Here is a 24,042-nt window from a genome sequence, read left to right as displayed (position 1 = left end):
CCTTATTACACCCGATAATGGCGCGATGAACCAGCTTGACGCCCTCAAACAGCTCACCACCGTGGTCGCCGACACCGGTGATTTCAAACAGATTGCGGCGTTTTCGCCCCGCGATGCGACGACCAATCCGTCGCTGATCCTCAAGGCGGTGCAGAAGCCCGAATACGCCCACCTGCTGCAGGACGCGGTGGCGAAGTACGGCGCCCAGGGCAAGGACGAGGTCATGAACCGCCTGCTGGTGGCGTTCGGCATCGAGATCCTGAAACACGTGCCCGGTCGTGTGTCGACCGAGGTGGATGCCCGTCTGAGCTTCGACACCGAAGCGACCGTGACCCGCGCGCGCCGCATCATCGACCTGTACCAGGGCGAGGGCGTGCATGTGGACCGCATCCTGATCAAGATCGCCTCGACCTGGGAAGGTATCCAGGCGGCCGCGCGGCTGGAGCGCGACGGCATCCACACCAACCTGACGCTGCTGTTCTCGTTCTGCCAGGCCGTGGCCTGCGGCCAGGCCAAGGTGCAGCTGATCTCGCCCTTTGTCGGTCGCATCTACGACTGGTACAAGAAGCAGGCCGGTGCCAGCTGGGACGAGGCCGCGATGGCCGGTGCCAACGACCCCGGCGTGAAGTCGGTGCAGGCGATCTACAACTTCTACAAGAAGCACGGCATCGCCACCGAGGTGATGGGCGCGAGCTTCCGCAACGCGGGCCAGATCACGGCGCTGGCCGGTTGTGACCTGCTGACCATCAGCCCCGACCTGCTGGCGCAACTGGCCGCCAGCGAAGCACCGCTGACCAAGGCGCTGGACGCCGGCACGGCGCAGGCCATGGACATTCCTTTCGTGCAGTACGACGAAGCCGGCTTCCGCTTCGCGCTCAACGAAGACGCGATGGCGACCGAGAAGCTGTCCGAAGGCATCCGTGCCTTCGTGGCCGACACCATCAAGCTCGAAGCGTTGATGCGCTGAGCGCGGCGTTTTCCAGCCGCTCGAACGCCCATCGCAGGTCGAGCGTCATGGACGCTTGCGGTTCGAGCCACCGCAGCCCCGGTTGTCCCGGCAGGTGGATGGCGTCGACCGGATGGGTCACCGGCTCGACGCAGAACGAGGGGCCGCTCTCCGGGCGGAACACCAGCAGGCAGCTGTCGGGGTGGATGTCGGCCTGGTGCAGGTTCAGCGCCCATCCCGTGTCGGGCCACTCGATGCGGGCGGTGCCGCTCCAGCCGGTGAAGGCGTTGTCGATCAGTCGGCCGTAGGCCGGGATGCCGGCCCGCAGGTCCCAGTGGTCCACCGCCGGCTCGTGCAGGGTCGGCAGGCGGTCGGCGCCGCAGAGCCAGACACCCTCGACCGCCGCCCGAACGCGGGTCTCCGGTGTTCGCAGCAGCCAGGGGTGTTGCCCCAGGCCATAGGGCAGGGCAGACGCGCCCCGGTGCGTCACGGTCAGCGTCTGCCGGATGCCGTCGGGCAGCAGCCGGTAACTTTGCGTGGCCACGAAGGCATAGGGGCTGTCCATGAAGTGCTCCGAGTCCAGCTGCATGTCCAGCCGATGCGCGTCGTGGACCTGCACCTCCCAGGCCTGCAGCCAGCCCTCGCCGTGGATCGGGCAGGGCTCCCCTTTGCGATTGGGGTGGAGCGGGAAGAACCGGCCACCATGCCCGAAGCCGCCCCCGCTCACCCGGTTGGACCAGGGCACCAGCGGCAGCGACGCCACCGAGAACCGATCGGTGTCGCCGAACCACGGCCGCCAGAGGTGGAACGGTGTGTCCGGATGCCGGCCGCTGCCCGCGACTGCGGGATGCAGCATCCAGGCCGCCACGCTGCCGCCCATGCCGGGGATGAGTCCCAGCCGCTGCCGGCCATCGTCCAGCCAGTGGACCGCATGGCCGCCGCAAGCGGTGGTCAGGGGCGCAGCAGCCGTCCCGTTCATGGGTTCATGACCAGACCGAGCGCCCGTTGGGCGACGCAGCGCCCCTGGACCTTGCCGCCTTCGATGCCGCTGCGGAAATGGATGCCTGCATAGAGGCGCGACACCGCCGCTTCGTCGGCGGCCGCCCGGAAGCTGGCAAAGCTGCGTGGGCCCCAGCCCCGGTCGTTGTGCGTGTTGTCGGTGAAGCGCGTTTGGGCGCCGAACTCGTGCTCCAGCACACCGGCGGCCGCCGACGACAGCACCGAATGCCCGGACGGGTACTCGGGGAAGGGTGGCGTGTGCATCAGCGTCGGCACCCACTGGCTGTCGAGCATCAGCTGCACGGCAGTCACCGGACGCAGGCGGTTGACCGCGTATTTGGTGTTCCAGGTGGCGATGAAGGCGTCGGCCATGGCCAGGTGCAGGCGGGCGTACACCCTGGCGGCGCGGGCCAGGCTGGCCTTGTTCTGTTTGAGCAGATCGGTGGCGATGAAGCCCCAGTGTCCTGCGGGTGTGGGCGTCTTGAGCGGGTCGTCGGCCCAGTACAGGGAGACCTGGCGCTGCTCCTGGGTGGCGGCCTGGCTGATGCGGTGCACTTCCACGGTCTCGCGGTGAAACACCGAGCCGGCCTGTTCGTCGTAGGCCGGCGGGGGTGGAGCCGGGCACGCCGCGGCGCCGTTCAGTGCGAACGGACGGACGTCGCCCCACCAGGGCAGCAGGGCGGGGCCGAAGGCCGGGGGCGTGGGAGACCACTGGCCGGCGCCGCTGGGCGGCACGTAGTTGGCCTGGTGGCGGCGCAGCGGACCCCAGGCCTCGTGCCCACCGTCGGTGCGGGCCCAGGTCATGACGGCCATCGCCATCAGCTTGCCGAAGGTCTCGGACCGGGTGCGCATGTCGGCGCCGACCCGCTGGGGATCGAAGTCCCGCGCCAGCTTGAGCGGCAGGCTGCGTTCGAGCAGATCGATGCGGGCGCGGTTCTCGGCGCTGGCCTGCGGAAACATCATGCGGGTCATGGCCGCCATCGCCGAGTGGGCCACCGTGGGCCAGTGCAGGGCTTCGTCGGGCTGCGCCCAGGGCAGGGACTGCAGTTCGTTGAGCTGGCCCGCCAGGCTGCGGTGGTCCGGCATGCCGGCCACCACCGATTCGTACAGCGTCAGACCCAGATAGGCCAGGGCCCGCGACGCCACCGGCGGGCTCATGCCGGGTGTCTGCTGGGTGAGCAGCAGGGCCAGGCCGAACCATTCGGTGGCCACCTCGGCGCTGTAGGCCTCGGCGGGAACCGACGTGGTGGCCGGTGCGGGTGCCGCGGCACCCAGTCCGCACAGGCCGATCAGGCAGCGAAACAGGGCGCGGCGGATCATGGTGCTCTCCATGGCGTGAGGCCCGCAGGCGACAGGACGTAGAAACCGGTGGCATCGGCGGCCTGCCAGGCGCTCCAGTCGCCTTGCGGCCACTGCACGCGGACCTCGGCCCGGCTGGCCGTGCCCAGCCCGAAGTGCATCCAGCCGAGGTGGCCGCTGGCGTGACCGCCGCCCACGGTCAGTTCCTGGCGCTGCACGATGGGGTTCCCGGGAGGGCCGGTCCGTACCTCCACCCAGGCACCCACCGCGTCGCGGTTGCCGCCTTCCTGCCGCAGCCTCAGCTGCAGCCAGCGGGCGGCGTCCGGGGATGGCGACGGCAGCTGGCGCCAGAGCTGGGCCCGGTCACCGCGGTTGACCACCACCACGTCCAGCAGGCCGTCGCCGTTGAAGTCCACCACCAGACCGCCGCGACCGCGCAGCACACTGGCCAGCCCGGCGGTGTGGCCGGCCTCGACAAACTGCCCGTCGGCGGCCTGCAGCAGCAGGTTGTTCGGGTCCAGCGCGGCGAAGTCCGGCATGGAGGACACATTGCCCTTGACCACGAACAGGTCGGTCAGTCCGTCGTTGTTGAGGTCGGCGAACTGGGCGTGCCAGGCGGTCGAGGGGCGCACATCGCCGCCGACATAGGGACGGTGCGCCGTGGCGCCGCGCTTGAACGCGATGTCCATGTAACGCGGCTGTGCCGGGCCCGCTTCCAGCACCTGCAGCTTGTTGTCGGACATGCTGGTGAGAAACACCTCGGGATAGCCGTCGCCGGTGAGATCGTGGCTGGCGATGCCCATGCCCCAGATCTGCAGCGGCTTCCAGCCGTCGGCCGGACCGTAGCGCAGCGGCGCAGCGTCGGGCGGGATGCGCCAGAGCTGTTCCTCGCCGCCCTTGTAGTACTCGCGGTCGTTGCTGACCCGCAGCGAAGCGGTGCCCGAGCGGTTCCAGTCGGAGAACAGCATCGACAGCGCGCAATGCCCCGGCACCAGCGGCTGGGCTGGCCGGTAGCCGCCTTCGGCCCGGGGCCGCAACAGCAGGGAGGGCGTGCAGCTGCCCCAGGGAAAATCCGGTTTGCTGCGGTCGGTGTAGGTGCCGATCGCCAGCGTCGGCCAGCGCTGGCCGCGCTCCCAGGTGGCCGACATGGCCGTGTGCCAGCCGTTGCCGGTCTGCCATCCCCAGGCCTCGTTGGCGCGCTCGAACCGGCACTGCCCCAGACCGCGGTAGACCTGCACCTCGCCCACCCGCAGGACCACCAGGTCGGCGATGCCGTCGCCGTCGATGTCCAGCGGGTAGGCGCCGATGGCGTTGGTGGTCTCCAGGCCGGAGCGGTGTTCCTGCAGCCGCAGCGCCTGGCCCCGCTGGCTGCGGTTGCGGTAGAGCCTGGCCTTGCCGACGCCGGCGGTCACGTACAGGTCCGGCAGTCCGTCGTCGTCGCAGTCGAAGGCCGCGACCCCGCCGCCCACCACGTATTCCTCTTCGCCCTCGAAGCGGCTTTGCAGTCCGGCGCTCTCGGTTTCTTCGGCAAACCGGGGGATGTCGGGCACCGGGGCGGCGGCGCCGGCCCACGCCGGGACACCCATCAGCAGGGCGGTGCAGAGGCTGGCCAGGGGTTGTCGGAGCAGGGGCACAGGAGGCCTTTGGAAGAGATGGAACCCAGGCCATCTTATTAAGTTCGTGCAACGAACTATGTCGGGTTTGTCCCAATTGGTCGACTGCACGGGTCGTTCGCATAATTAGTTCGTCGTCCGTACTAAATGGCTGTGTGGGGAGCCGGCGGCACGATGAGTCCAAGCCATGCATCAACAAATACCGGTCTGTCCGACAGGCCGTTCACTGGAGACAAGGATGAAACTGAAGAGAACCCTGATCGCGCTCTCGCTGGGACTGGCCAGTGCCGGTGCGTTCGCGCAAGTGGTGGGCGTGAGCTGGTCCAACTTCCAGGAAGAACGCTGGAAGACCGACGAGAAAGCCATCAAGGACCAGCTGGCCAAGCTGGGCGCCAGCTACATCAGCGCCGACGCGGGCGGATCGCCCGAGAAGCAGTTGTCGGATGTCGACTCGCTGATCGCCAAGGGCGCCAAGGTCCTCATCGTGCTGGCGATGGACAAGGACGCGATCCTGCCGGCCGTCAACAAGGCGGCGCAGCAGAAGATTCCGGTGGTCGCCTACGACCGCCTGATCGAAGCACCCGGCGTGTTCTACATCACCTTCGACAACGTCGAGGTCGGCCGCATGCAGGCGCGCGCCGTGCTGGAGGCCAAGCCCAAGGGCAACTACGTGATGATCAAGGGCTCGCCCACCGACCCGAACGCCAACTTCCTGCGCGGCGGCCAGCAGGAAGTGCTGGACGCGGCGATCAAGAAGGGCGACATCAAGATCGTCGGCGAGGAATACACCGACGGCTGGAAGCCCGAGGTGGCGCAGAAGAACATGGAGCAGATCATCACCAAGACCGGCGGCAAGATCGACGCCGTGGTGGCCTCCAACGACGGCACGGCCGGCGGTGTGGTCGCGGCACTGACCGCCAAGGGCATCAAGGGCATTCCGGTGTCGGGCCAGGACGGCGACCACGCGGCGCTCAACCGCGTCGCCGCGGGCTCGCAGACGGTGTCGGTCTGGAAGGATGCGCGCGACCTCGGCCGCGACGCCGCGTCCGCCGCGGTGTCGCTGGCCAAGGGCCAGAAGGTCAACGGGGCGTCGGCCTGGGCCGGTGGCGAGAAGAAAGTCTCCTTGCAGGCGCAGTTCCTCAAACCAGTGCCGATCACGGCCAAGAACCTGGACCTGGTGGTCAAGGCCGGCTGGATCAAGAAAGAAGACCTGTGCAAGGGGGTGGACGCCGCCAAGGGTCCGGCCGCCTGCAAGTGATCTCCTCGCTCTCCTGATGGATGGGGGCCCTCGAACCGCGGGCTGGATCGGCCCGCGGTTCTTTTTTTCTGATGGAGCACATCTGTGAGTCCTGTTCCCAATGTCCTCAGGCAACTGGCTGTCGATTGGCGGCTGGTGCTGATGGGGCTCGTTCTGGTGTTGACCGCCGTGGTGTTCAACATCCTCTCGGGCGGCCTGTTCCTGTCGCCCGAGAACCTCTACAACATCGCGCAGCAGACCGCGGTGGTCGGCATCGTGGCGACCGTGGTGGTGCTGGTGATCGTGGCGCGCCACATCGACCTGTCGGTCGGTTCCGTGATGGGCTTCGTCGGCGTGCTGATCGCGACGCTGATGTACACCGCGGGCTGGCACTGGGTCGAGGCCTCGCTGGCCGGGCTGGCGGTGGCGATCGCGGTGTCGCTCTACCAGGGGGCCCTGACGGCGATGCTGGGCGTGCCTTCTTTCGTGGTCACGCTGGGCGGGCTGATGTCGTTCCGCGGCGCGGCCTTCCTGGTGGCCGATGGCAAGACACAGCCGGTCAACGACGCGTTCTTCCAGCGCCTGGGTGGTGGCTTTGATGGCGCCATCGGCGTGCAGGCCAGCTGGATGCTGGCCGCGGTCCTGGTGGCGGCGCTGTGCATCCAGACCTGGTTGCGCCGCCGCGCCAAAGCGGCCTACGAAGTACCCAACCCGCCGCTGTGGCTGGACACCCTGGTCACCGCGGTGCCGGCGGTGATCGTGGTCGCCTTCGTGGCCACCATGAGCGCCTACCAGATCCCGACCAAGGAGGCGCCGCAGGGCGTGCCGATCCCGGTGCTGATCTGGGGTGGCGTGGCGCTGGTGCTGTCGTTCATCGTGCACCGCACGCGCTTCGGACGTTATGTGTTTGCCATGGGCGGCAACCCCGAGGCGGCCGCGCTGGTCGGCATTCCGGTGCGCCGCGTGACCTTGATGCTGTTCGCCCTGATGGGCGTGCTGATCACGATCGCGGCGATGGTGTCGATCGCCCGCCTGAACGCCGGCACCAACTCGCTGGGCACCGGCATGGAGCTCTACGTGATCGCGGCCGCCGTGATCGGCGGCACGGCGCTGGCCGGCGGCAGCGGGTCCATCCTCGGCTCGGTGCTGGGCGCGCTGATCATGCAGAGCATCGACAGCGGCCTGCTGCTGCTGGACATCTCCATCGGTCTTCGCTACGTGATCATCGGCCAGGTGCTGATCGCCGCTGTGGTGTTCGATGTCGTCTACCGCCGCGTCACCGGAGACGTGTCATGAGCGCGCCGCTGGTTGAGATGCGCCAGATCGGCAAGTCGTTTGGCGGCGTGCGGGCGGTCGACGATGTGTCGATCAATCTGTATCCCGGCGAGGTGGTGGCGCTGCTGGGCCACAACGGCGCCGGCAAGTCGACGCTGATGAAGATGCTGGCCGGTGCCTACCCGATCGACAGCGGCGAGGTGCTGATCAACGGCGAGAAGGCCCACATCCGCACCCCGGTCGATGCCCAGCGCTGCGGCATCGAATCGATCTACCAGACGCTGGCGCTGGCCGACAACCTGGACGCGGTGGCCAACCTGTTCCTGGGGCGCGAACTGCTCACGCGCTGGAACACGCTGGACGACCACCGCATGGACGCCGAGGCCCGCAAGGTGTTCCATCGGCTGAACAAGAACTTCCGCAACGTGCGCACGCCGGTGCGCCGGCTCTCGGGCGGGCAACGGCAGGTGGTCGCGATCTCACGCGCCATCTACTTCAACGCCCGCATCCTCATCATGGACGAGCCGACCGCGGCGCTGGGACCTGAGGAGACGGCGATGGTGGGCAACCTGGTGCGCCAGCTCAAGGCCGAGGGCGTGGGCATCTTCCTGATCACCCACGACATGCCGGACGTGTTCGGCCTCAGTGACCGGCTGGCGGTGATGAAGAACGGGCGCATGGTGGGCGCCTACCGCACGGCCGATGTCTCCGAGGACGAGGTTCTTGGCATGATCATCGCGGGCAAACAACCTGAGGGAAAAGCACAGGCCCACAGCCTCTGAGGCCTGACGCTTCCCGCCACATCCGCATGAAAACCACCGGCGACCAGCAACTGGTCAAACGAATCAACCGCAGCGTGCTGCTGCGCCTGCTGCGCCGCCGCAGCGGACTCTCCCGCGCCCAGCTTGCGCAGGAAAGCGGCCTGACCAAGTCGACGGTCAGTCTGCTGGTGCGCGAGCTGATCGACGAGGGCTGGATCACCGAAACCGGCATCTCCACGGCCCAGGGGCTGGGCCGGCCGTCGACGCCGCTGCGGCTGGATGGCGGCCGCCGCGCCATGATCGGCGTGGAAATCGCGGTCGAGTCGCTGCGGGTGGTCGGGGTGTCGTTGACCGGCGAGGTGCTGTGGTCGAGCGAAGAGCCGCTGGCCGACCGCGGGCCAGCCGCGGTGTGCCGCCAGGTTGCCGCTCTGGTGGTGCGCGCGCACGCCGAACTGGCGGCGCGGCCGGTGCTGGTCTCGGGTGTCGGGATCGGTCTGCCCGGCGCGTTCGACGAAGCCACGGGGACGGTGCGCTTCGCACCCAACCTGGGCTGGCGCGACGTGATGTTCCTGCCCATGATCGCGCGGGCACTGGCCGAGGCGGGCTGTCCGGCTGTCGCCGTGCACGTGCAGAACGAAGCCGACACCGCGGCGCTCAGCGAGTACGAGTTCACCGACGGGGATGCCATGGACTCGCTGATCTTCGTGACCTGTGGCGCCGGCGTGGGGGCGGGCATCGTGCTCAACGACCGCCTGTTCACCGGCCTGCAGGGCATGGCCGGCGAAATCGGCCACAGCATCCTGCAGATCGACGGGCCGGACTGCTCCTGCGGGCGCAGGGGCTGTGCGGAGACCTTCTTCGGCGCGCGGGCGCTGGACCGCCTGCCCGACCCGGCGCGCGGCGGCGTGTTCCTGGGCGTGGTGTTGCAGAACCTCTGGACCACCTTCAACCCCGGCTCGCTGGTGGTGGGCGGACCGTCCTGCGGGCGGTACCCGGGCATCGTGCGCACGGCCCGGGACACGCTGGCGGGCTACGCGGCCAGCGCGGGCGTGGCGGCACCCCTGGTGCGGCCGGCGCGCTACGGGCTGCTGGCCTCGGCCGTCGGCGCGGCGGCACTGGTGCTGCACCACGAACTGCGGCCGATGCACGCGCCGGCGTTGGCGTCCCTGCCGGTCGAACCCGAAGACCGGACCGACGGCGTGCCGCACCAAGTCCTCCACTGACATTGCCCAACCATGTTCATCGGCATCGACATCGGTACCTCCGAAGTGAAAGCCCTGTTGCTGGGGCCTGACCAGCGCGTCATCGGTTCGGCGGGGTCGGCGCTCACGGTGTCGCGGCCGCACCCCGGCCACAGCGAGCAGGCCCCGGCCGACTGGTGGACCGCCACCCAGGCGGCGCTGGCCAGCCTGCGCGCCGCGCACCCGGCCGAATACGCGGCGACCGAGGCCATCGGCCTGTCGGGCCAGATGCATGGCGCGGTCCTGCTCGACGCGCAGGACCAGGTGCTGCGGCCGGCCATCCTCTGGAACGACACGCGTTGCGCGGCCGAGTGCAGCGAGATGATGGCCGAGCTGCCCGCGCTCAGCGAGCTCGGCGGCAGCCTGGCGATGCCCGGCTTCACCGCGCCCAAGCTTCGCTGGGTCGCGCGCCACGAACCCGAAATCTTCCGGCGCGTGGCCAAGGTGTTGCTGCCCAAGGACCATGTGCGCCTGATGCTGACCGGCGACCACGTGAGCGACCTGTCGGACGCCAGCGGCACGCTCTGGCTGGACGTGCGGCGCCGTGCGTGGTCCGACGAGCTGCTGGCGCTGACCGGGCTGACGCGTGCCCACATGCCGCGCCTGGTCGAGGGCAGCGAGGCTAGTGGCCGTCTGAAGACCGAGGTCGCGCAGACGCTGGGGCTGCGGCCGGGCACGGTGGTGGCCGGCGGCGCGGGCGACAACGCGGCCAGCGCCATCGGCATGGGCGCGGTCGAGGCGGGCCAGGGTTTTCTCTCGCTGGGCACCAGCGGCGTGCTGTTCGTGGTCACGCCCGACTACCAGCCCAACGCCGCCAGCGCCACGCACGCGTTCTGCCACGCGGTGCCGGGCCGCTGGCACCAGATGAGCGTGATGCTCTCGGCCGCCAGCGCGGTGCAATGGGCGTCCGATCTGCTCGGTGCAAACAACGCCGGCGAGGTGGCCGCGCGTGCGGCGGGTCTGAGCCTGCAGGACCGCGCCGCGTCACCCCTGTTCCTGCCCTACCTCGGCGGCGAGCGCACGCCCCACAACGACGCGAAGGTGCGCGGCAGCTTCCACGGACTGGACTTCGACACCGGCGCCGCCCGCCTGGGCTACGCGGTGATGGAAGGCGTGAGCTTCGGGTTGCTCGACGGCCTGGCCGCACTCAACGCCGCCGGCAGCACCGTCTCGCGCCTGTCGCTGGTGGGCGGCGGTGCCCGCAGCGCCTTCTGGGCCCAGATGCTGGCCAGCGCGCTGAACGTCGAGATCGTCACCCACGGCGACTCCGCCATCGGCGGCGCGCTCGGTGCCGCACGGCTGGGCGCACTCAGCGTCGGCGCGCCGATGGCCTCGGTCTGCCTGCTGCCACCGGTCGACACCGTCTACCGCCCCGACCCGGCCGAGCGCGAACTGCTGGCGCCACGCCATGAACTTTTCCGCCGCCTGTACCGCAGGCCCTGATGACTTTCACCGAACGCATTCCAACGAGACAACCATGAGCACCTACTTCTCCGACATCCCCGCCATCGCCTACGAAGGCCCGCAGTCCACCAATCCGCTGGCCTTCAAGTGGTACGACAAGGACCGCCTGGTACTGGGCAAGCGCATGGAGGACCACCTGCGCTTTGCCGTCTGCTACTGGCACAGCTTCTGCTGGAACGGCTTCGATCCCTTCGGCTACGACGGCACCTTCGAGCGCCCGTGGCAACGCGTGGCCGACCCGATGGCGGCGGCGCGCATGAAGGCCGACGCGGCGTTCGATTTCTTCTCGCGCCTGGGCGCGCCGTACTACTGCTTCCACGATCGCGACGTGGCGCCCGAGGGGGCGACGCCGCGCGAGAGCGTGAACCATCTGCACGAGATGGTCGACGTGCTGCAGGCCAAGCAGGCACAGACCGGCATGAAGCTGCTCTGGGGCACGGCCAACCTGTTCAGCCACCGCCGCTTCATGTCGGGCGCGTCCACCAACCCCGACCCCGAGATCTTCGCGCTGGCCGCGCTGCAGGTGAAGGAGGCGATGGACGCCACGCTGAAACTGGGCGGCGAGAACTACGTGCTGTGGGGCGGGCGCGAGGGCTATGAGACCCTGCTCAACACCCGCATGGGCCAGGAGCTCGACCAGATGGGCCGCTTCCTGAACATGGTGGTCGAGTACAAGCACAAGATCGGTTTCAAGGGCACGATCCTGATCGAACCCAAGCCGCGCGAGCCGTCCAAGCACCAGTACGACTTCGACACCGCCACGGTGTACGGCTTCCTGTGCCGCCACGGCCTGGACAAGGAGATCAAGGTCAACATCGAAGGCAACCACGCCACGCTGTCCGGCCACAGTTTTGAACACGAGGTGGCCACCGCGCTGGATCTGGGCATCTTCGGCTCCATCGACATGAACCGCGGCGACATGCAGTGCGGCTGGGACACCGACCAGTTCCCCAACAACATCCCCGAGACCGCGCTGGTGATGTACCTGATCCTGCAGGGCGGCGGCTTCACCACCGGCGGCCTGAACTTCGACTCCAAGGTGCGGCGCCAGTCGATCGATGCCGAGGACATGTTCCACGGTCACATCGGCGGCATGGACGTCTCGGCGCGTGCGCTGCTGATCGCCGAGCAGATGGTCAGCGACGGGCGGCTGGCCCGCCACGTCGCGCAACGCTACGCGGGCTGGGACGCTGCCTTCGGCCGTCAGGTGATGGAAGGACAGCTCTCGCTGGACGCGGTGGCGGCGCGGGTGCTGGAGCGCAATGCGGATACCCGTCCCGTGTCCGGTCGCCAGGAACGGCTGGAAAACCTGCTCAACAGCTATCTCTGAGCGCAGTCCGTGGCCGGGAGAGCAGCATGAAGCCCGTGGTCTGGGGCATTCTGGGGACCTCGAAGATCGGGCGCGAGCAGGTGATTCCGGCGATGCTGTCGAGCCCGCTGGTCGAACTGCGCGCCATTGCCTCGCGGTCGCTGCCTGCGGCCCAGGCCGCGGCGCGGTCGGCGGGCATCGCGCAGGCCTACGGCAGCTATGAGGCCTTGATCGCCGACCCCTTCATCGAGGCGATCTACAACCCGCTGCCCAACCACCTGCACGTGCCGCTGACGCTGCAGGCCGCCGCGGCCGGCAAGCACGTGCTGTGCGAGAAGCCCTTTGCCCTGAGCGCCAGCGAGGCGCAGGGTGCCCGGGATGCCGCGGCGCGGGTGCACATCGAAGAGGCCTTCATGGTGCGGCACCACCCGCAGTGGCTGCGTGCGCGGGAACTGGTGCGGGCCGGGCGCATCGGCGAGCCCCGGGCGGTCCAGGTGTTCTTCTCGTACTTCAACGACGACGCGGCCAACATCCGCAACCAGACCGCGATGGGCGGCGGCGCTTTGTACGACATCGGCTGCTACGCGGTGCTGGCCGGCCGCTATCTGTTCGAGGCCGAACCGCTGAGGGCGGTGTCGCTGGTCGACCGTGACCCGGTGCTCGGCACCGACCGGTTGACGAGCGCACTGCTGGACTTCGGTGCGGGTCGGCAGCTGAGCTTCACGGTGTCGACCCAGTGCGTGCCCTTCCAGCGGGTGCAGGTGGTGGGCACCCTGGGGCGGATCGAGCTGTTGGTCCCGTTCAACGCCGAGCGCGGCGGGCAGATGCGGCTGGCGCTCGACGTCGGGGGCCGGCTGGACGGCAGCAGCGTCACGCTGGAGACCTTGCCCCCGGCCGACCAGTACCGGCTGGAGGTCGAGGCGTTTTCGCGCCGCGTGCGGGAAGGCCGACCGCCGGGTGGTGCCGGCGTTGGCGATGCCGTGGCCCAGGCGCAGGTGATCGATGCACTCTGGCGGTCCGAACGCAGCGGGGCCTGGGCGGCGGTGGCCTGAGCAAGGGTGTTGCGCGGTTCCCGGGGGCGGGCGCACAGCCGCCGCTGGCGTCAGCGCGTGCTTTCAGGTGCAGCGGCGCGGCGCTCCATCCAGTGCGCCCACTGCGCACGAAAGCCTTCGCCGACCGCGATCTGCGGGTTCGAAAAACCGTCGTCCTTGCCCGCTTCGATTTCGCGCGTCCGGATGCGCGGCACCGCGTCGGCAAACGCGGCTTCCAGCGACAGCATGCGGTTCAGCGACTCTTCGAACACCGCCTTGCCGAAGAAGGTCAGCTCCGAGCGGTTGCCGCAACCGTAGGACGTGTGCTGTGCGTCGGCGGCCGTCATCACCAGCGTGTCCGCGCCCTTGAGCGGATCGATCCAGCCGCCCGAGTAGCAGGCCGACACCGCGATCGCCCGGTAGCGGATGCCCGCTTCGTCCAGCCACTGTCGCAGCTGGGCGGCGGTCAGTTCGTCCACCTGCAGCGGCCAGTGCGACGAGGACAGGTGGTGGTCACGCCCGCCGTGCGAGGTCATGTAGATCAGCAGCACGTCGCGCTCGCGGTCCATGCGGGCCGCCAGCGCCTGGATGGCGCGCTGCAGGTTCAGCGGCGTGGCCCAGGGCCACTGTTCGGTGGCGGCCGGGTGGTTGAGCAGGCGCACGACGCGGCCTTTCGCGTCCAGACGGCGGGTCATGCGTTCGGCCACCATCTCGCTCTCGCGCTGGAACACGTCCTGGGCGTAGGGCGCGTAGACCAGGCCGTACACGCGGATGTCGTCGGCGGCGGGGCGTTCCTCGAGGCCGGACAGGGTCTTCTGCAGCAGCGCTTCCTGGGCCATGAACACCGGCTGGCTCAGGCTCAGCTGGGGACGGTCCCCCTCTTCGGCATTCTGTCGCGGCTCCCAGGAGGAGGTGCGCAATGTCCAGCTCTGCAACACCAGCAGACCCAGGGCCAGCAACGGCAAACCCAGGCGCACGGCGCGCCACTGGTGCAGCGCCTGCGCCAGCCGCCAGAAGATGAGCAGGGCCCACAGCAGGCACAGCCCCCACAAGGACCAGCCGACCCATTCCTGGCGGGCCAGCGCGGGCGTCCAGCCATGGCCGTTGAGGACCGCGAGGCCGCGCATCAGCAGCGCCGGACCCATCAGGGCCAGCTGGCTGAGCAGCACCCAGGCGGCGACCGGGCTGGCGTGTCGCAGGCCGCGGCGCGTGGACGAAAACACCCACCAGACCAGCGCCAGCGGAAAGAGCAGGTGGATCTGGCTCCAGACCCAGCCATACGGCGAGAAGTCCACCGCCTGGGGATAGGCTGCGCGGTCGGCCGCCAGGATCAGCAAGGCGGCCATCGCCAGCACGGCGGCCATGGTGAGCGGCCCGACCTGTGCCGGCAGCTCGCGCAGCGGGCGCAGCAGCATGGCGCGCAGGCTTTCGGTCCACCAGCGTCGCCAGGACGGGCCGGCGGGCGCTGGTCGCTGCTCGGCAAGCGGTGGTGGCTCGGGGATCGGTGGCGGTGTTTCGGGGGGCGTGTCGGGGGCGGGCGGCTGTTGATCGGTGGTCATGCGAGGAGGGTGTGACAGCTGACGGTGCATTGTCGTTCAGCGCATGAGGGGTTCGGGGTGCGTGCTAGCCTCGAACGCATGCCCGAACTGCTCGCCCACCCCTCCTTTGTCCGCTTCTGGTGCGCCCGGGTGGCGGCGGTCGCGGGCACGCAGATGCTGATGCTGACCATCGGCTGGCACATGTACGAGCTGACCGCCAGCGCCTGGGACCTGGGCCTGGTCGGGCTGTTCCAGTTCGTGCCGGCGCTGATGACCACGCTGCTGGCCGGTCACGCCGCCGACCGCTTCCACCGGGCGCGCATCGTGGCCCTGTGCCTGTCCGCGCAGGCGGCGGTGGCGGTCCTGCTGGTGGCCGGCACACTGGCGCACGCGGTGTCGCGCGAATGGCTGCTGGTGCTGTCGGCGATGCTGGGGGCGATCCGGCCGTTCCAGATGTCGGCCCAGCAGGCGCTGCTGCCCTCGCTGGTGCCGGCGCCGTTGCTGGCCCGCGCGACCGCGGTCACCTCCACCGGCACGCAGGCGGCCATCATCGGCGGGCCGGCCATCGGCGGGCTGATCTTTGCGGTCGACGTGAACGCGGTCTACCTCGTCTGCACGGCGCTGTTCTGCGGCGCGGCGCTGGCCTGCCTCTGGGTGCGCTACGAGCGCCAGCCGGTGGCGCGCGAACCGGTCAGCATGTCGACGCTGCTGGCCGGTGTGCGCTACGTGTGGGGCCACCCGGTGCTGCTGGGGGCGGTGTCGCTGGACCTGTTTGCGGTGCTGCTGGGTGGAGCCACCGCGCTGCTGCCGATTTTTGCCAAGGAAATCCTCCACGTCGGTCCCGAAGGGCTGGGCGTGCTGCGCTCGGCACCGGCGGTCGGTGCGCTGGCGGCCGGTCTGGTGCTGTCGCACTTCGCGCTGGAGCGGCGCGTGGGCCGCAAGCTGCTGGTGGCGGTGGCCGTCTTCGGGCTGTGCATGGTGGTGTTCGGCCTGTCGACCTCGTTCTGGCTGTCGCTGCTGGCGCTGGCGGTGTCCGGCGCGGCCGACATGGTCAGCGTGGTGGTGCGGCAGACCCTGGTGCAGCTGGAAACGCCGGACCAGATGCGGGGCCGTGTGGCGGCGGTCAACACGCTCTTCATCGGCGCCAGCAACCAGCTGGGCGAATTCGAGTCCGGCGTGACGGCGGCCGCCTTCGGCCCGGTCGGCTCGGTGGTGCTCGGCGGCCTGGGCACCATCGGCATCAGCCTGGCGTGGTGGCGGCTGTTCCGGCCGCTGGCCGAGCGCGACGCGCTGGCCGGTCCGCACCGCAACGCCTGACCTCGCCGGCCATGAAAAAAGCCCCGCAAGTTGCCTTGCGGGGCTTTGGGTTCGGGTGAGGGCCGGAGCCCTCAGGCCGGGGGAGGCAATTACATGCCCATGCCACCCATGCCGCCCATGCCGCCCATGTCACCGCCACCCATGGACGGTGCGTCGTCCTTGGGGGACTCGGCAACCATGCACTCGGTGGTCAGCATCAGGGACGCCACGGAAGCGGCGTTCTGCAGCGCGGTGCGGGTCACCTTGGTCGGGTCCAGGATGCCCATTTCGATCATGTCGCCGTAGGTGTCGTTGGCGGCGTTGAAGCCGTAGTTGCCCTTGCCACCCAGGATGGCGTTGACCACCACGCTCGGCTCGCCACCGGCGTTGGCCACGATCTCGCGCAGGGGCGCTTCGATGGCCTTCAGGACCAGCTTGATGCCGGCGTCCTGGTCGGCGTTGTCACCCTTGATGGTGCCAGCGGCCTGACGGGCGCGCAGCAGGGCCACGCCACCACCGGCGACGATGCCTTCTTCCACCGCAGCGCGCGTGGCGTGCAGGGCGTCTTCCACGCGGGCCTTCTTTTCCTTCATCTCGACTTCGGTGGCAGCGCCGACCTTGATCACGGCCACGCCGCCGGCCAGCTTGGCCACGCGCTCTTGCAGCTTTTCGCGGTCGTAGTCGCTGGTGGCTTCTTCGATCTGCACGCGGATCTGCTTGACGCGGGCTTCGATGTCAGCGGCAGCGCCGGCGCCGTCGATGATGGTGGTGTTTTCCTTGCCCACTTCGATGCGCTTGGCCTGGCCCAGATCGGCCAGGGTCACCTTTTCCAGGGTCAGGCCGATTTCTTCGGCGATCACCTTGCCGCCGGTCAGGATGGCGATGTCTTCCAGCATGGCCTTGCGGCGGTCGCCGAAGCCAGGAGCCTTGACGGCGACAACCTTCAGGATGCCGCGGATGGTGTTGACCACCAGGGTCGCCAGGGCTTCGCCTTCGACGTCTTCGGCAATGATCAGCAGCGGACGGCCGGCCTTGGCCACGGCTTCCAGCGTGGGCAGCAGGTCACGGATGTTGCTGATCTTCTTGTCGAACAGCAGAACAAACGGGTTGTCCAGCAGGGCGGACTGCTTTTCGGGGTTGTTGATGAAGTAGGGCGACAGGTAGCCGCGGTCGAACTGCATGCCTTCGACCACGTCGAGTTCGTTCTGCAGCGACTTGCCGTCTTCCACGGTGATCACGCCTTCCTTGCCGACCTTGTCCATCGCGTTGGCGATGATGTCGCCGATGCTGGAGTCGGAGTTGGCGGAGATGGAACCGACCTGGGCGATTTCCTTGCTGGTGGTGGTGGGCTTGGAGGCCTTCTTCAGCTCGGCGATCAGGGACTCGACAGCACGGTCGATGCCGCGCTTGAGGTCCATCGGGTTCATGCCGGCGGCCACGTACTTCATGCCTTCGCGCACGATGGCCTGGGCCAGCACGGTGGCGGTGGTGGTGCCGTCACCGGCGTTGTCGGAGGTCTTGGAAGCGACTTCCTTGACCATCTGGGCACCCATGTTCTGGAGCTTGTCCTTCAGTTCGATTTCCTTGGCCACGGACACACCGTCCTTGGTCACGGTGGGGGCGCCGAACGAGCGCTCGAGCACCACGTTGCGACCCTTGGGGCCCAGGGTGGTCTTGACCGCGTTGGCCAGGATGTTCACGCCTTCAACCATGCGTGCGCGGGCTTCGCCGCCGAAAATGACGTCTTTAGCTGCCATGTTGATTTCTCCGGATTCAGTAAATGGGGATGGATGAGAGAAGGATTACTTCTCGACGACCGCGAACAGGTCGTCTTCCTTCATGACCAGCAGCTCGTCGCCGTCGACCTTGACGGTCTGGCCAGAGTACTTGCCGAACAGGACGCGGTCGCCGACCTTGACGGTCAGGGCCTTGGTCTCGCCCTTGTCGTTCGTCTTGCCCGGGCCGACGGCCATCACCTCACCCTGGTCGGGCTTCTCGGCGGCGGCGTCGGGGATGACGATGCCGGAGGCGGTCTTGGTTTCGCTGTCAATGCGCTTGACGATCACGCGATCGGCGAGAGGACGAAGTTTCATTGCATCTCCTGAGATGGAAAAAGTTGGGGGTCAGATGGGCGGGGCCACTGGCCATGGGGCGAAGCCCCGCGGATCGACTGGGAGTCGGGTGTTAGCACTCAACTCCAGCGAGTGCTAATGATAAGGGCGGGACGCACCGTTTTCAATAGAGTCTGTGCCGATAAGGGCATTCACTGCCATGACTGCCAAAAATGGCGGTTGTGGTGTGGCGGGTGACGGCGGTGGTGGCCGAAAGCGCGCGCAAGTGCCTGTTTTTGCAGGAATGGGCGGGCTGGCACGGATCTTGGACGGTGTCTGGTGACCCACCACGAGATAGACCCATGTCCCACAGCACTGTTCTCCCGGACGCCAGTCCTGCCCCCGACGTCGAGCCCGACGAGATCGAGGTCTCGCTGTACGAGTCGCGCAAGAAGATCCAGACGCGTTCGGTCACCGGCACCTTCGTGCGCTGGCGCTGGGCGCTGGTCTGGCTGACCCAGATCCTGTTCTACGGCGTGCCCTGGTTCCAGTGGAACGGGCGCCAGGCGGTGCTGTTCGACCTGCTCTCGCGCCGCTTCTACCTGGGCGGTCTGGTGCTGTACCCGCAGGACTTCATCTACCTGACCGGCCTGCTGGTGATGTCGGCGCTGTCGCTGTTCCTGTTCACGGCGGTGGCCGGGCGGCTGTGGTGCGGCTACGCCTGCCCGCAGACGGTCTACACCGAGATCTTCATGTGGATCGAGAAGAAGATCGAGGGCGACCGCGCGGCGCGCATCCGGCTGGACGACGCGCCGCTCTCCGGCGCCAAGTTCGGCCGCCGCGGCGCCAAGCACCTGGCCTGGATCGTGTTCGCGCTGTGGACCGGCTTCACCTTCGTCGGCTACTTCACGCCGATCCGCGACCAGGGCGCCGAGATGCTGGCCGGCACGCTGGGCGCCTGGCAGACCTTCTGGATCTTCTTCTACAGCTTCGCGACCTACGGCAACGCCGGCTTCATGCGCGAGCAGGTCTGCAAGTACATGTGCCCCTATGCGCGCTTCCAGAGCGCGATGTTCGACAAGGACACGCTGATCGTGACCTACGACGCCGCCCGCGGCGAGCCTCGCGGTTCGCGTGGCAAGAAGGTGGACTACCAGGAAAAAGGCCTGGGTGCCTGCGTGGACTGCACGCTGTGCGTGCAGGTCTGTCCGACCGGCATCGACATCCGCAAGGGCCTGCAGTACGAGTGCATCGGCTGCGGCGCCTGCGCCGACGTCTGCGACGAGGTGATGGGCAAGTTCGGCTACGCGCCCGGCCTGGTCAAGTACTCGACCGAGAACGCGATGACCGGCGGCTGGGACCAGTCACAGATCGTCCGCCGCGCCCTGCGTCCGCGGGTGCTGGTCTACACGGCCATCCTGGCCGCCATCGCGGTGGCGGTGGGGGTGAGCCTGACCCTGCGGGTGCCGATGAAGGTCGACGTGATCCGCGACCGCGGCGCGCTGGCGCGCATGGTCGAGCAGGGCCGCATCGAGAACGTGTACCGCCTGCAGATCATGAACGCCACCGAAGCCAAGCAGGTGGTGACCCTGGCGGTGGAGGGCATGGACGGCATCACGCTGGCCTCCGATCCGACGGTGGAGGTGCTGCCGACCGAGGTGCGCACGCTGGCGGTGCGGGTGCAGATCCCGCCGGGCGCCCCGAGTGGCTCGCACCCGATCCGGTTCAGGCTGCAGTCGCAGAACGAGGCGGCGATCCGCCTGGACGAGAAGACGACCTTCCTGGTGCCGCGTTGATGCATGACTGCGGGTAAACCCGTAGTGATGCGCATCGCACTTCGGGTCCAATGCCTGCGGTCCAGGGGGTCAACGCATGCACTGAGAGAAGCTGCCTGTGGTGTCGTCCATTGCCTCCGCGTCCGCCCCTTCCCCCGATTCCTTTTCCCCCACCGACCGCTTCCTGTACCGGCTGGCCGCCGCCGGCTCGGTGCTGCTGCTGGCGCACACCGCCTGGCGGTACCCGACGCTGACCCTGGCGCTGGTGTTCGCCTGCGTGGCGATGTTCTGGGCCTGCGCCTGGTCGGCCCACCGGCTGCTGGGCGCGCGCGGTGCCTGGGCGCTGACCGGGCTGGCGCTGGCGCTGGGCTGGTTCGCCGAGCAGATGGGCTCCACCCGCGGCTGGTTCTTCGGCCGCTACACCTACACCGAGGTGCTCGGCCCGCGGCTGGGCGACGTGCCGCTGGCGATTCCGCTGATGTGGTTCGCGATCAGCCTGGTCGGCTACGTGATGGCCTCGCTGATGCTCTGGCGCCAGCCGGTGCACACGCAGCCCACGCTGCGCAGCGGGCTGCTGACGGCCTGGCTGGCGGCGATGGTGATCACGGCCTTCGACCTCGGCGCCGATCCGTATTTCGTCTTCGTGCTCAAGGCCTGGATCATGCAGAAGACCGACGGCGGCTGGTTCGGCGAGACGCTGCAGGGTTTTGCGGGCTGGATGGCGGTGGCGCTGTTCATCCTCTGCAGCTTCCAGGCGATCGCGCCGCCGCGGCGTTCGCCGCCGCCGGCCGATGGCGCGGCGCTGGCGGTGCTGGTGCCGATCCTGGTCTATGCGTCCGGCCTGGTGTTCCAGTTCTTCCTGGGGCACCCGGTGGAGATCCGGGCGATTGCCTTTTTTGCCATGGGGCTGCCGGTGCTGGTGGCCTGGGCGGCGTGGTACGGCTGGTCGCGTCCGGCGACGGCGGCTGCCGGGGTGCCGCAGGCCGCCGGGCCTGACCTGGCGCCGATGCAGGGGGTGGCCGACCCGCTGGCCGACCGCACGGTGGCGGCGCTGATCGGTCCCTGGGAAACGGGGGGTGCGGCCACCGGCGAGGGCCTGCAGCGCATCGGCCAGGCCAACCGCCTGATGGCGCTCTGGACCCACAACGCGGCGCTGGCGGGCGACTGGGCGCAGGGCGCGCCGGCCGATCCGGCGGTGACGCAGGCCCTGCAGGACTATGTGGCGCAGGCCCGGCGCCTGCCCGACTGGGTCGATGCCGCCAAGGTCGCGCGGGCCGAGGCCATCTTCATGGAGCAGGGGCCGCTGTCGTGCACGCTGCTGTTCTGCTCCAGCCTGCCCGAGTGCTACGAGCTGCCGCAACTGGCCGAGGTGCTGCACATCGCCGGCCAGCTGGAGCAGCACACCGAACACCGCATCCGCCAGACCGCGGCCATGGTGTTCCCGGTGATGATGAAAGGCGGCCTGACCGATCCGGAGGGCGCGGGCGTGGCCCAGGTGCTCAAGGTGCGGCTGATCCACGCGACGATCCGCCACCTGATCCTGCACGGCGATCCGGAGCAGGTGCGTGGCCGGGTGCTGCCGTCGGCCGCGAACGCCGCATCCGGCCCGATGTTCTCGGCGCTGTCGGCGCACGGCTGGGACGTCGACGCGCAGGGGCTGCCCTGCCACCAGGTGGAGCTGGCCTACACGCTGCTCACCTTCAGCTACAGCTTCCTCAAGGGCATGCGCACCCTGGGCCTGGGGCTGCCGCGCGCGGACGAAGAAGCCTATCTGCACGCCTGGAACGTGATGGGCCATGTGCTGGGCGTGCGGCGCGAGCTGATGGCCTGGACCATGGACGAGGCCGCCGTGCTGTTCGAGCGTGTGCAGGCGCAGGCCACGCTGCTGCCGGGCCAGCCGGACGTGCGGCCGCCGCTGGGGCGTGCGCTGATGGACGCGATGGCGCGCTCGATCCGCCTCCCGGTGCTGCGGCATCTGCCGGTGCCGCTGACGCGCTGGCTGGTGGGGCCGGAGACGGCCAACCGCATTGGCGTGGACGGGCGGGTGTCCTGGCTGGTGCGGGGGGTGTTCCAGCTCGGTCGCCTGCTGGTCGGGCTGGTCGACGGCATCGGCGGGCTGCTCTGGCCGGGGTTTTCGCTCTCGCGCCTGCTCACGCGGGTGGTGGGCTACCACCTGCTGACCCACTTCCTGATGGACCAGACCCGGCCGCTGGCCTTGCCCGACCGGGTGCTGCAGCCGATGCGCTCGACGGTGTCGTCCTGGAGCCACGACGGGCGGGCGCCGGGCTGGATCAACGCGCTGGAAGATCGCCTGACGACCCGCGGAGACTGGACCGGCACCGACCGGCGCAGCGCCGATGCGACAGCCTGAGTGCATTTCGGTCGGGTTTTGGTGATGAAGATCACGATCGACACGGTCGGCCATTACGATCCCCTCATGCCCGCAACCCGGCCCCTACGGCCCGCACCTGCCGCCCGCACCGGCCACGTTTCCCGTGGGCTGCGCTGGCTGCTGTGCCTCTGGCTGACGCTGCTGGCCTGGCCGGCGCTGGCCCTGCACGTGCCCGGCGAGGGCGATGTCACCCTGCAGACCCGGTTCTGGATCGACAGCGCCGGTCAGGCCTCGGCTGGCGAGGTGGAGGCCCATGCCGACCGGCTGGAAGACATGGCGCACGACCGGTCGTTCGATCTCGGCCCGCAGGCCGCGCTCTGGATCCAGGTCCGGCCGGAAGCGCTGGACCCGGCCAAGCGCTGGTTCCTGCTGCTGACCGCCTCGGCGTTCAACAACGAGGTCAGCCTGCACGCGCGCGACGTGCACGGGGCCTGGGTGGTGCAGCGCTCGGGGGACCACCTGCCGGTGGCGCAGTGGGACCATCCCGACCAGACGCCGGTGTTCGCGGTCGATCCGGCGCTCGCCGGCCCGCTGTGGCTGCGGATCGTCAATTCACCGACGCCCACCAGCCCGCGGCTGCAGCTGCTGACCGAAGAAAGCCTGCAGACCAAGCGCTACACCACCTTCCTGTTCATCGGCGGCTACCTCGGCTTCGGCCTGCTGGTGCTGTTCCTGGGCTGGGTGCACGCGCGCCTTTACGGCGACCGGGCGTTCGTCGCCTACTGTTTCTATGTGGCCTGCATGCTGGGCTTCCAGGCGTCCTACACCGGCATTGCAGGCCTGTTCTTCTGGCCGCACTGGGCGGCGTGGAACGACGTGGCGCCGGCGTTCTTCATGCTCTGGCTCACCGGCTCGGGCATCTGGTTCGTGCGCGAAGCCTGCGCCGTGTCGCGGCACCACCGCGGCATCGACCGCTTGGTGGTGGCCTGGTCGCTGTTCGGGCTGCTCTATCCCTTCCTGTACGCGATGTTGCAGAGCCCGGCGGCGTTCAAGCTGCTCAACCTCTACGGCCTGTTGTCGGTGCTGCTGAGCATCTCGCTGTGCGTCTGGACCTGGCGCAAGGGCGAGAGCTACGCCGGCTGGCTGGCGCTGGGCTTTCTGCCGGTGCACCTGGGGTATCCGTTTCCGGCGCTGCGCAGCGCCGGTGTGCTGCCCGACAGCTGGGCCACGCAGTACGCCGTGCTGATCGGTTCGGCGATCGAGATTCCGCTGCTGCTCTACATCCTGCACCGGCGGGCCAAGGACTTCAGCGAGAACCGCGCCCGGCTGCGGGCCATGGAAAGCACCGACCCGCTGACCGGTCTGACGATCATGCCGGTGCTGCGTCTGCGGCTGCGCGATGCGCTCAAGCGGGCACGGCGCGGCAAGCACCAGTGCGGCCTGCTGCTGGTGGAGCTGTCCAACCACGGCGAGATTGCCGTGCGCGAGGGGCGCGAGGCGGGCGACCGGGCGCTGGTGGTGGCCGCCTCCCGGCTGGCCAGCGTGGTGCGCGATGTGGACACGGTCTGCCGCGTGTCCGACACCCGTTTCGCGCTGCTGATCGAAGGGCCGGTCAAGCCCGAGATGCTCAAGCTGGTGGCGCAGCACGTGGTGGCCAAGGGGCTGGAGCGGGTGCCGACCCTGCCCAACGACCTGTCGCTGAAATTCCGGCTGGTGTCGGCGGCGCCGCCGGAGGCCGACGACGAAGGCGGCGATGCGCCCGACGAGCAGCTGTTGCAGCGGCTGCACCGGGCGCTGGACCGTCTGGGCGGCGAGCCGCGCAAGGTGGTGCTGCACCTGCCGACCCGGCAGCAGGCGCCCGCCTGAGGCGGGGCC

At 69.0% G+C, this 24,042-nt stretch carries 18 protein-coding genes; 12 read left to right on the top strand and 6 right to left on the bottom strand.

Annotation, left to right across the window (positions count from 1 at the left end; translation table 11 throughout):
* Positions 1 to 25: 25 nt before the first annotated feature.
* Positions 26 to 967: a transaldolase gene (gene tal, locus ACS5NL_RS11740; RefSeq protein WP_439353972.1), complete on the top strand. Its 942-nt coding sequence runs from the start codon at positions 26 to 28 to the stop codon at positions 965 to 967.
* On the opposite strand, the gene ACS5NL_RS11735 is transcribed toward tal, so the two are convergent.
* From ACS5NL_RS11735 to ACS5NL_RS11725, 3 genes are read right to left on the bottom strand one after another with little or no spacing between them, the layout of a single operon-like run.
* Positions 942 to 1,925, bottom strand: a complete 984-nt coding sequence (locus ACS5NL_RS11735; protein WP_439353971.1) for an aldose 1-epimerase — start codon at positions 1,923 to 1,925, stop codon at positions 942 to 944. The two genes, tal and ACS5NL_RS11735, sit on opposite strands and share 26 nt — an antisense overlap.
* On the bottom strand, positions 1,922 to 3,265 hold the full coding sequence (locus ACS5NL_RS11730; RefSeq protein WP_439353970.1) for a vanadium-dependent haloperoxidase: 1,344 nt from the start codon (positions 3,263 to 3,265) through the stop codon (positions 1,922 to 1,924). Before ACS5NL_RS11730 ends, ACS5NL_RS11735 begins: the two co-directional genes overlap by 4 nt.
* On the bottom strand, positions 3,262 to 4,878 hold the full coding sequence (locus ACS5NL_RS11725) for a CRTAC1 family protein (protein WP_439353969.1): 1,617 nt from the start codon (positions 4,876 to 4,878) through the stop codon (positions 3,262 to 3,264). Before ACS5NL_RS11725 ends, ACS5NL_RS11730 begins: the two co-directional genes overlap by 4 nt.
* Before the next feature lie 217 nt (positions 4,879 to 5,095).
* Between ACS5NL_RS11725 and xylF the strand changes: the two genes are divergently transcribed.
* The 7 genes from xylF (at position 5,096) to ACS5NL_RS11690 (ending at position 13,196) form a co-directional block, all read left to right on the top strand.
* Positions 5,096 to 6,115, top strand: coding sequence for a D-xylose ABC transporter substrate-binding protein (xylF, locus tag ACS5NL_RS11720; protein WP_439353968.1), 1,020 nt, complete (start codon positions 5,096 to 5,098; stop codon positions 6,113 to 6,115).
* 141 nt (positions 6,116 to 6,256) lie between these two features.
* Positions 6,257 to 7,390, top strand: a complete 1,134-nt coding sequence (locus tag ACS5NL_RS11715; protein ID WP_439354207.1) for a sugar ABC transporter permease — start codon at positions 6,257 to 6,259, stop codon at positions 7,388 to 7,390.
* Entirely contained in the window at positions 7,387 to 8,151 is a 765-nt protein-coding gene (locus ACS5NL_RS11710; RefSeq protein WP_439353967.1) for an ATP-binding cassette domain-containing protein, read from the top strand. The genes ACS5NL_RS11715 and ACS5NL_RS11710 overlap by 4 nt, the downstream gene beginning before the upstream one ends.
* A gap of 26 nt (positions 8,152 to 8,177) precedes the next feature.
* Positions 8,178 to 9,353: an ROK family transcriptional regulator gene (locus ACS5NL_RS11705; protein ID WP_439353966.1), complete on the top strand. Its 1,176-nt coding sequence runs from the start codon at positions 8,178 to 8,180 to the stop codon at positions 9,351 to 9,353.
* Between the two features lie 12 nt (positions 9,354 to 9,365).
* Positions 9,366 to 10,814, top strand: a complete 1,449-nt coding sequence (xylB, locus tag ACS5NL_RS11700) for a xylulokinase (protein WP_439353965.1) — start codon at positions 9,366 to 9,368, stop codon at positions 10,812 to 10,814.
* Between the two features lie 34 nt (positions 10,815 to 10,848).
* Entirely contained in the window at positions 10,849 to 12,165 is a 1,317-nt protein-coding gene (gene xylA, locus ACS5NL_RS11695; protein ID WP_439353964.1) for a xylose isomerase, read from the top strand.
* 26 nt (positions 12,166 to 12,191) lie between these two features.
* Complete coding sequence (locus ACS5NL_RS11690; protein WP_439353963.1) at positions 12,192 to 13,196, top strand: Gfo/Idh/MocA family protein; 1,005 nt, start codon at positions 12,192 to 12,194, stop codon at positions 13,194 to 13,196.
* Positions 13,197 to 13,246: 50 nt separating this feature from the next.
* Here ACS5NL_RS11690 and ACS5NL_RS11685 read toward each other — a convergent pair whose 3' ends face one another.
* Entirely contained in the window at positions 13,247 to 14,734 is a 1,488-nt protein-coding gene (locus tag ACS5NL_RS11685) for a C13 family peptidase (RefSeq protein WP_439353962.1), read from the bottom strand.
* Between the two features lie 78 nt (positions 14,735 to 14,812).
* Here ACS5NL_RS11685 and ACS5NL_RS11680 point away from each other — a divergent pair, with 78 nt between their 5' ends.
* Complete coding sequence (locus tag ACS5NL_RS11680) at positions 14,813 to 16,030, top strand: MFS transporter (RefSeq protein ID WP_439353961.1); 1,218 nt, start codon at positions 14,813 to 14,815, stop codon at positions 16,028 to 16,030.
* An 89-nt stretch (positions 16,031 to 16,119) separates the two neighbouring features.
* Here the strand turns inward: ACS5NL_RS11680 and groL are convergent, their stop codons facing one another.
* Entirely contained in the window at positions 16,120 to 17,766 is a 1,647-nt protein-coding gene (gene groL / locus ACS5NL_RS11675; protein WP_411365855.1) for a chaperonin GroEL, read from the bottom strand.
* A gap of 45 nt (positions 17,767 to 17,811) precedes the next feature.
* Positions 17,812 to 18,102 carry a co-chaperone GroES gene (gene groES, locus ACS5NL_RS11670; protein WP_411365854.1) on the bottom strand — a complete coding sequence of 97 codons (291 nt, stop codon included), beginning with the start codon at positions 18,100 to 18,102 and terminating at the stop codon, positions 17,812 to 17,814.
* Between the two features lie 320 nt (positions 18,103 to 18,422).
* Here groES and ccoG point away from each other — a divergent pair, with 320 nt between their 5' ends.
* The 3 genes from ccoG (at position 18,423) to ACS5NL_RS11655 (ending at position 24,033) form a co-directional block, all read left to right on the top strand.
* Positions 18,423 to 19,856 (top strand): cytochrome c oxidase accessory protein CcoG, encoded by a 1,434-nt coding sequence (gene ccoG, locus ACS5NL_RS11665; RefSeq protein ID WP_439353960.1) that lies wholly within the window; start codon positions 18,423 to 18,425, stop codon positions 19,854 to 19,856.
* Between the two features lie 100 nt (positions 19,857 to 19,956).
* Positions 19,957 to 22,206 carry a carotenoid biosynthesis protein gene (locus ACS5NL_RS11660; protein ID WP_439353959.1) on the top strand — a complete coding sequence of 750 codons (2,250 nt, stop codon included), beginning with the start codon at positions 19,957 to 19,959 and terminating at the stop codon, positions 22,204 to 22,206.
* Positions 22,207 to 22,230: 24 nt separating this feature from the next.
* On the top strand, positions 22,231 to 24,033 hold the full coding sequence (locus tag ACS5NL_RS11655; RefSeq protein ID WP_439353958.1) for a sensor domain-containing diguanylate cyclase: 1,803 nt from the start codon (positions 22,231 to 22,233) through the stop codon (positions 24,031 to 24,033).
* Positions 24,034 to 24,042: the final 9 nt, after the last annotated feature.

It is taken from the genome of Hydrogenophaga sedimenti (genome assembly GCF_051857515.1).
Classification (GTDB): domain Bacteria; phylum Pseudomonadota; class Gammaproteobacteria; order Burkholderiales; family Burkholderiaceae_C; genus Hydrogenophaga.
Note: the sequence above shows the minus strand (reverse complement) of the source record. Positions and strands in the feature narration are given on the sequence as shown.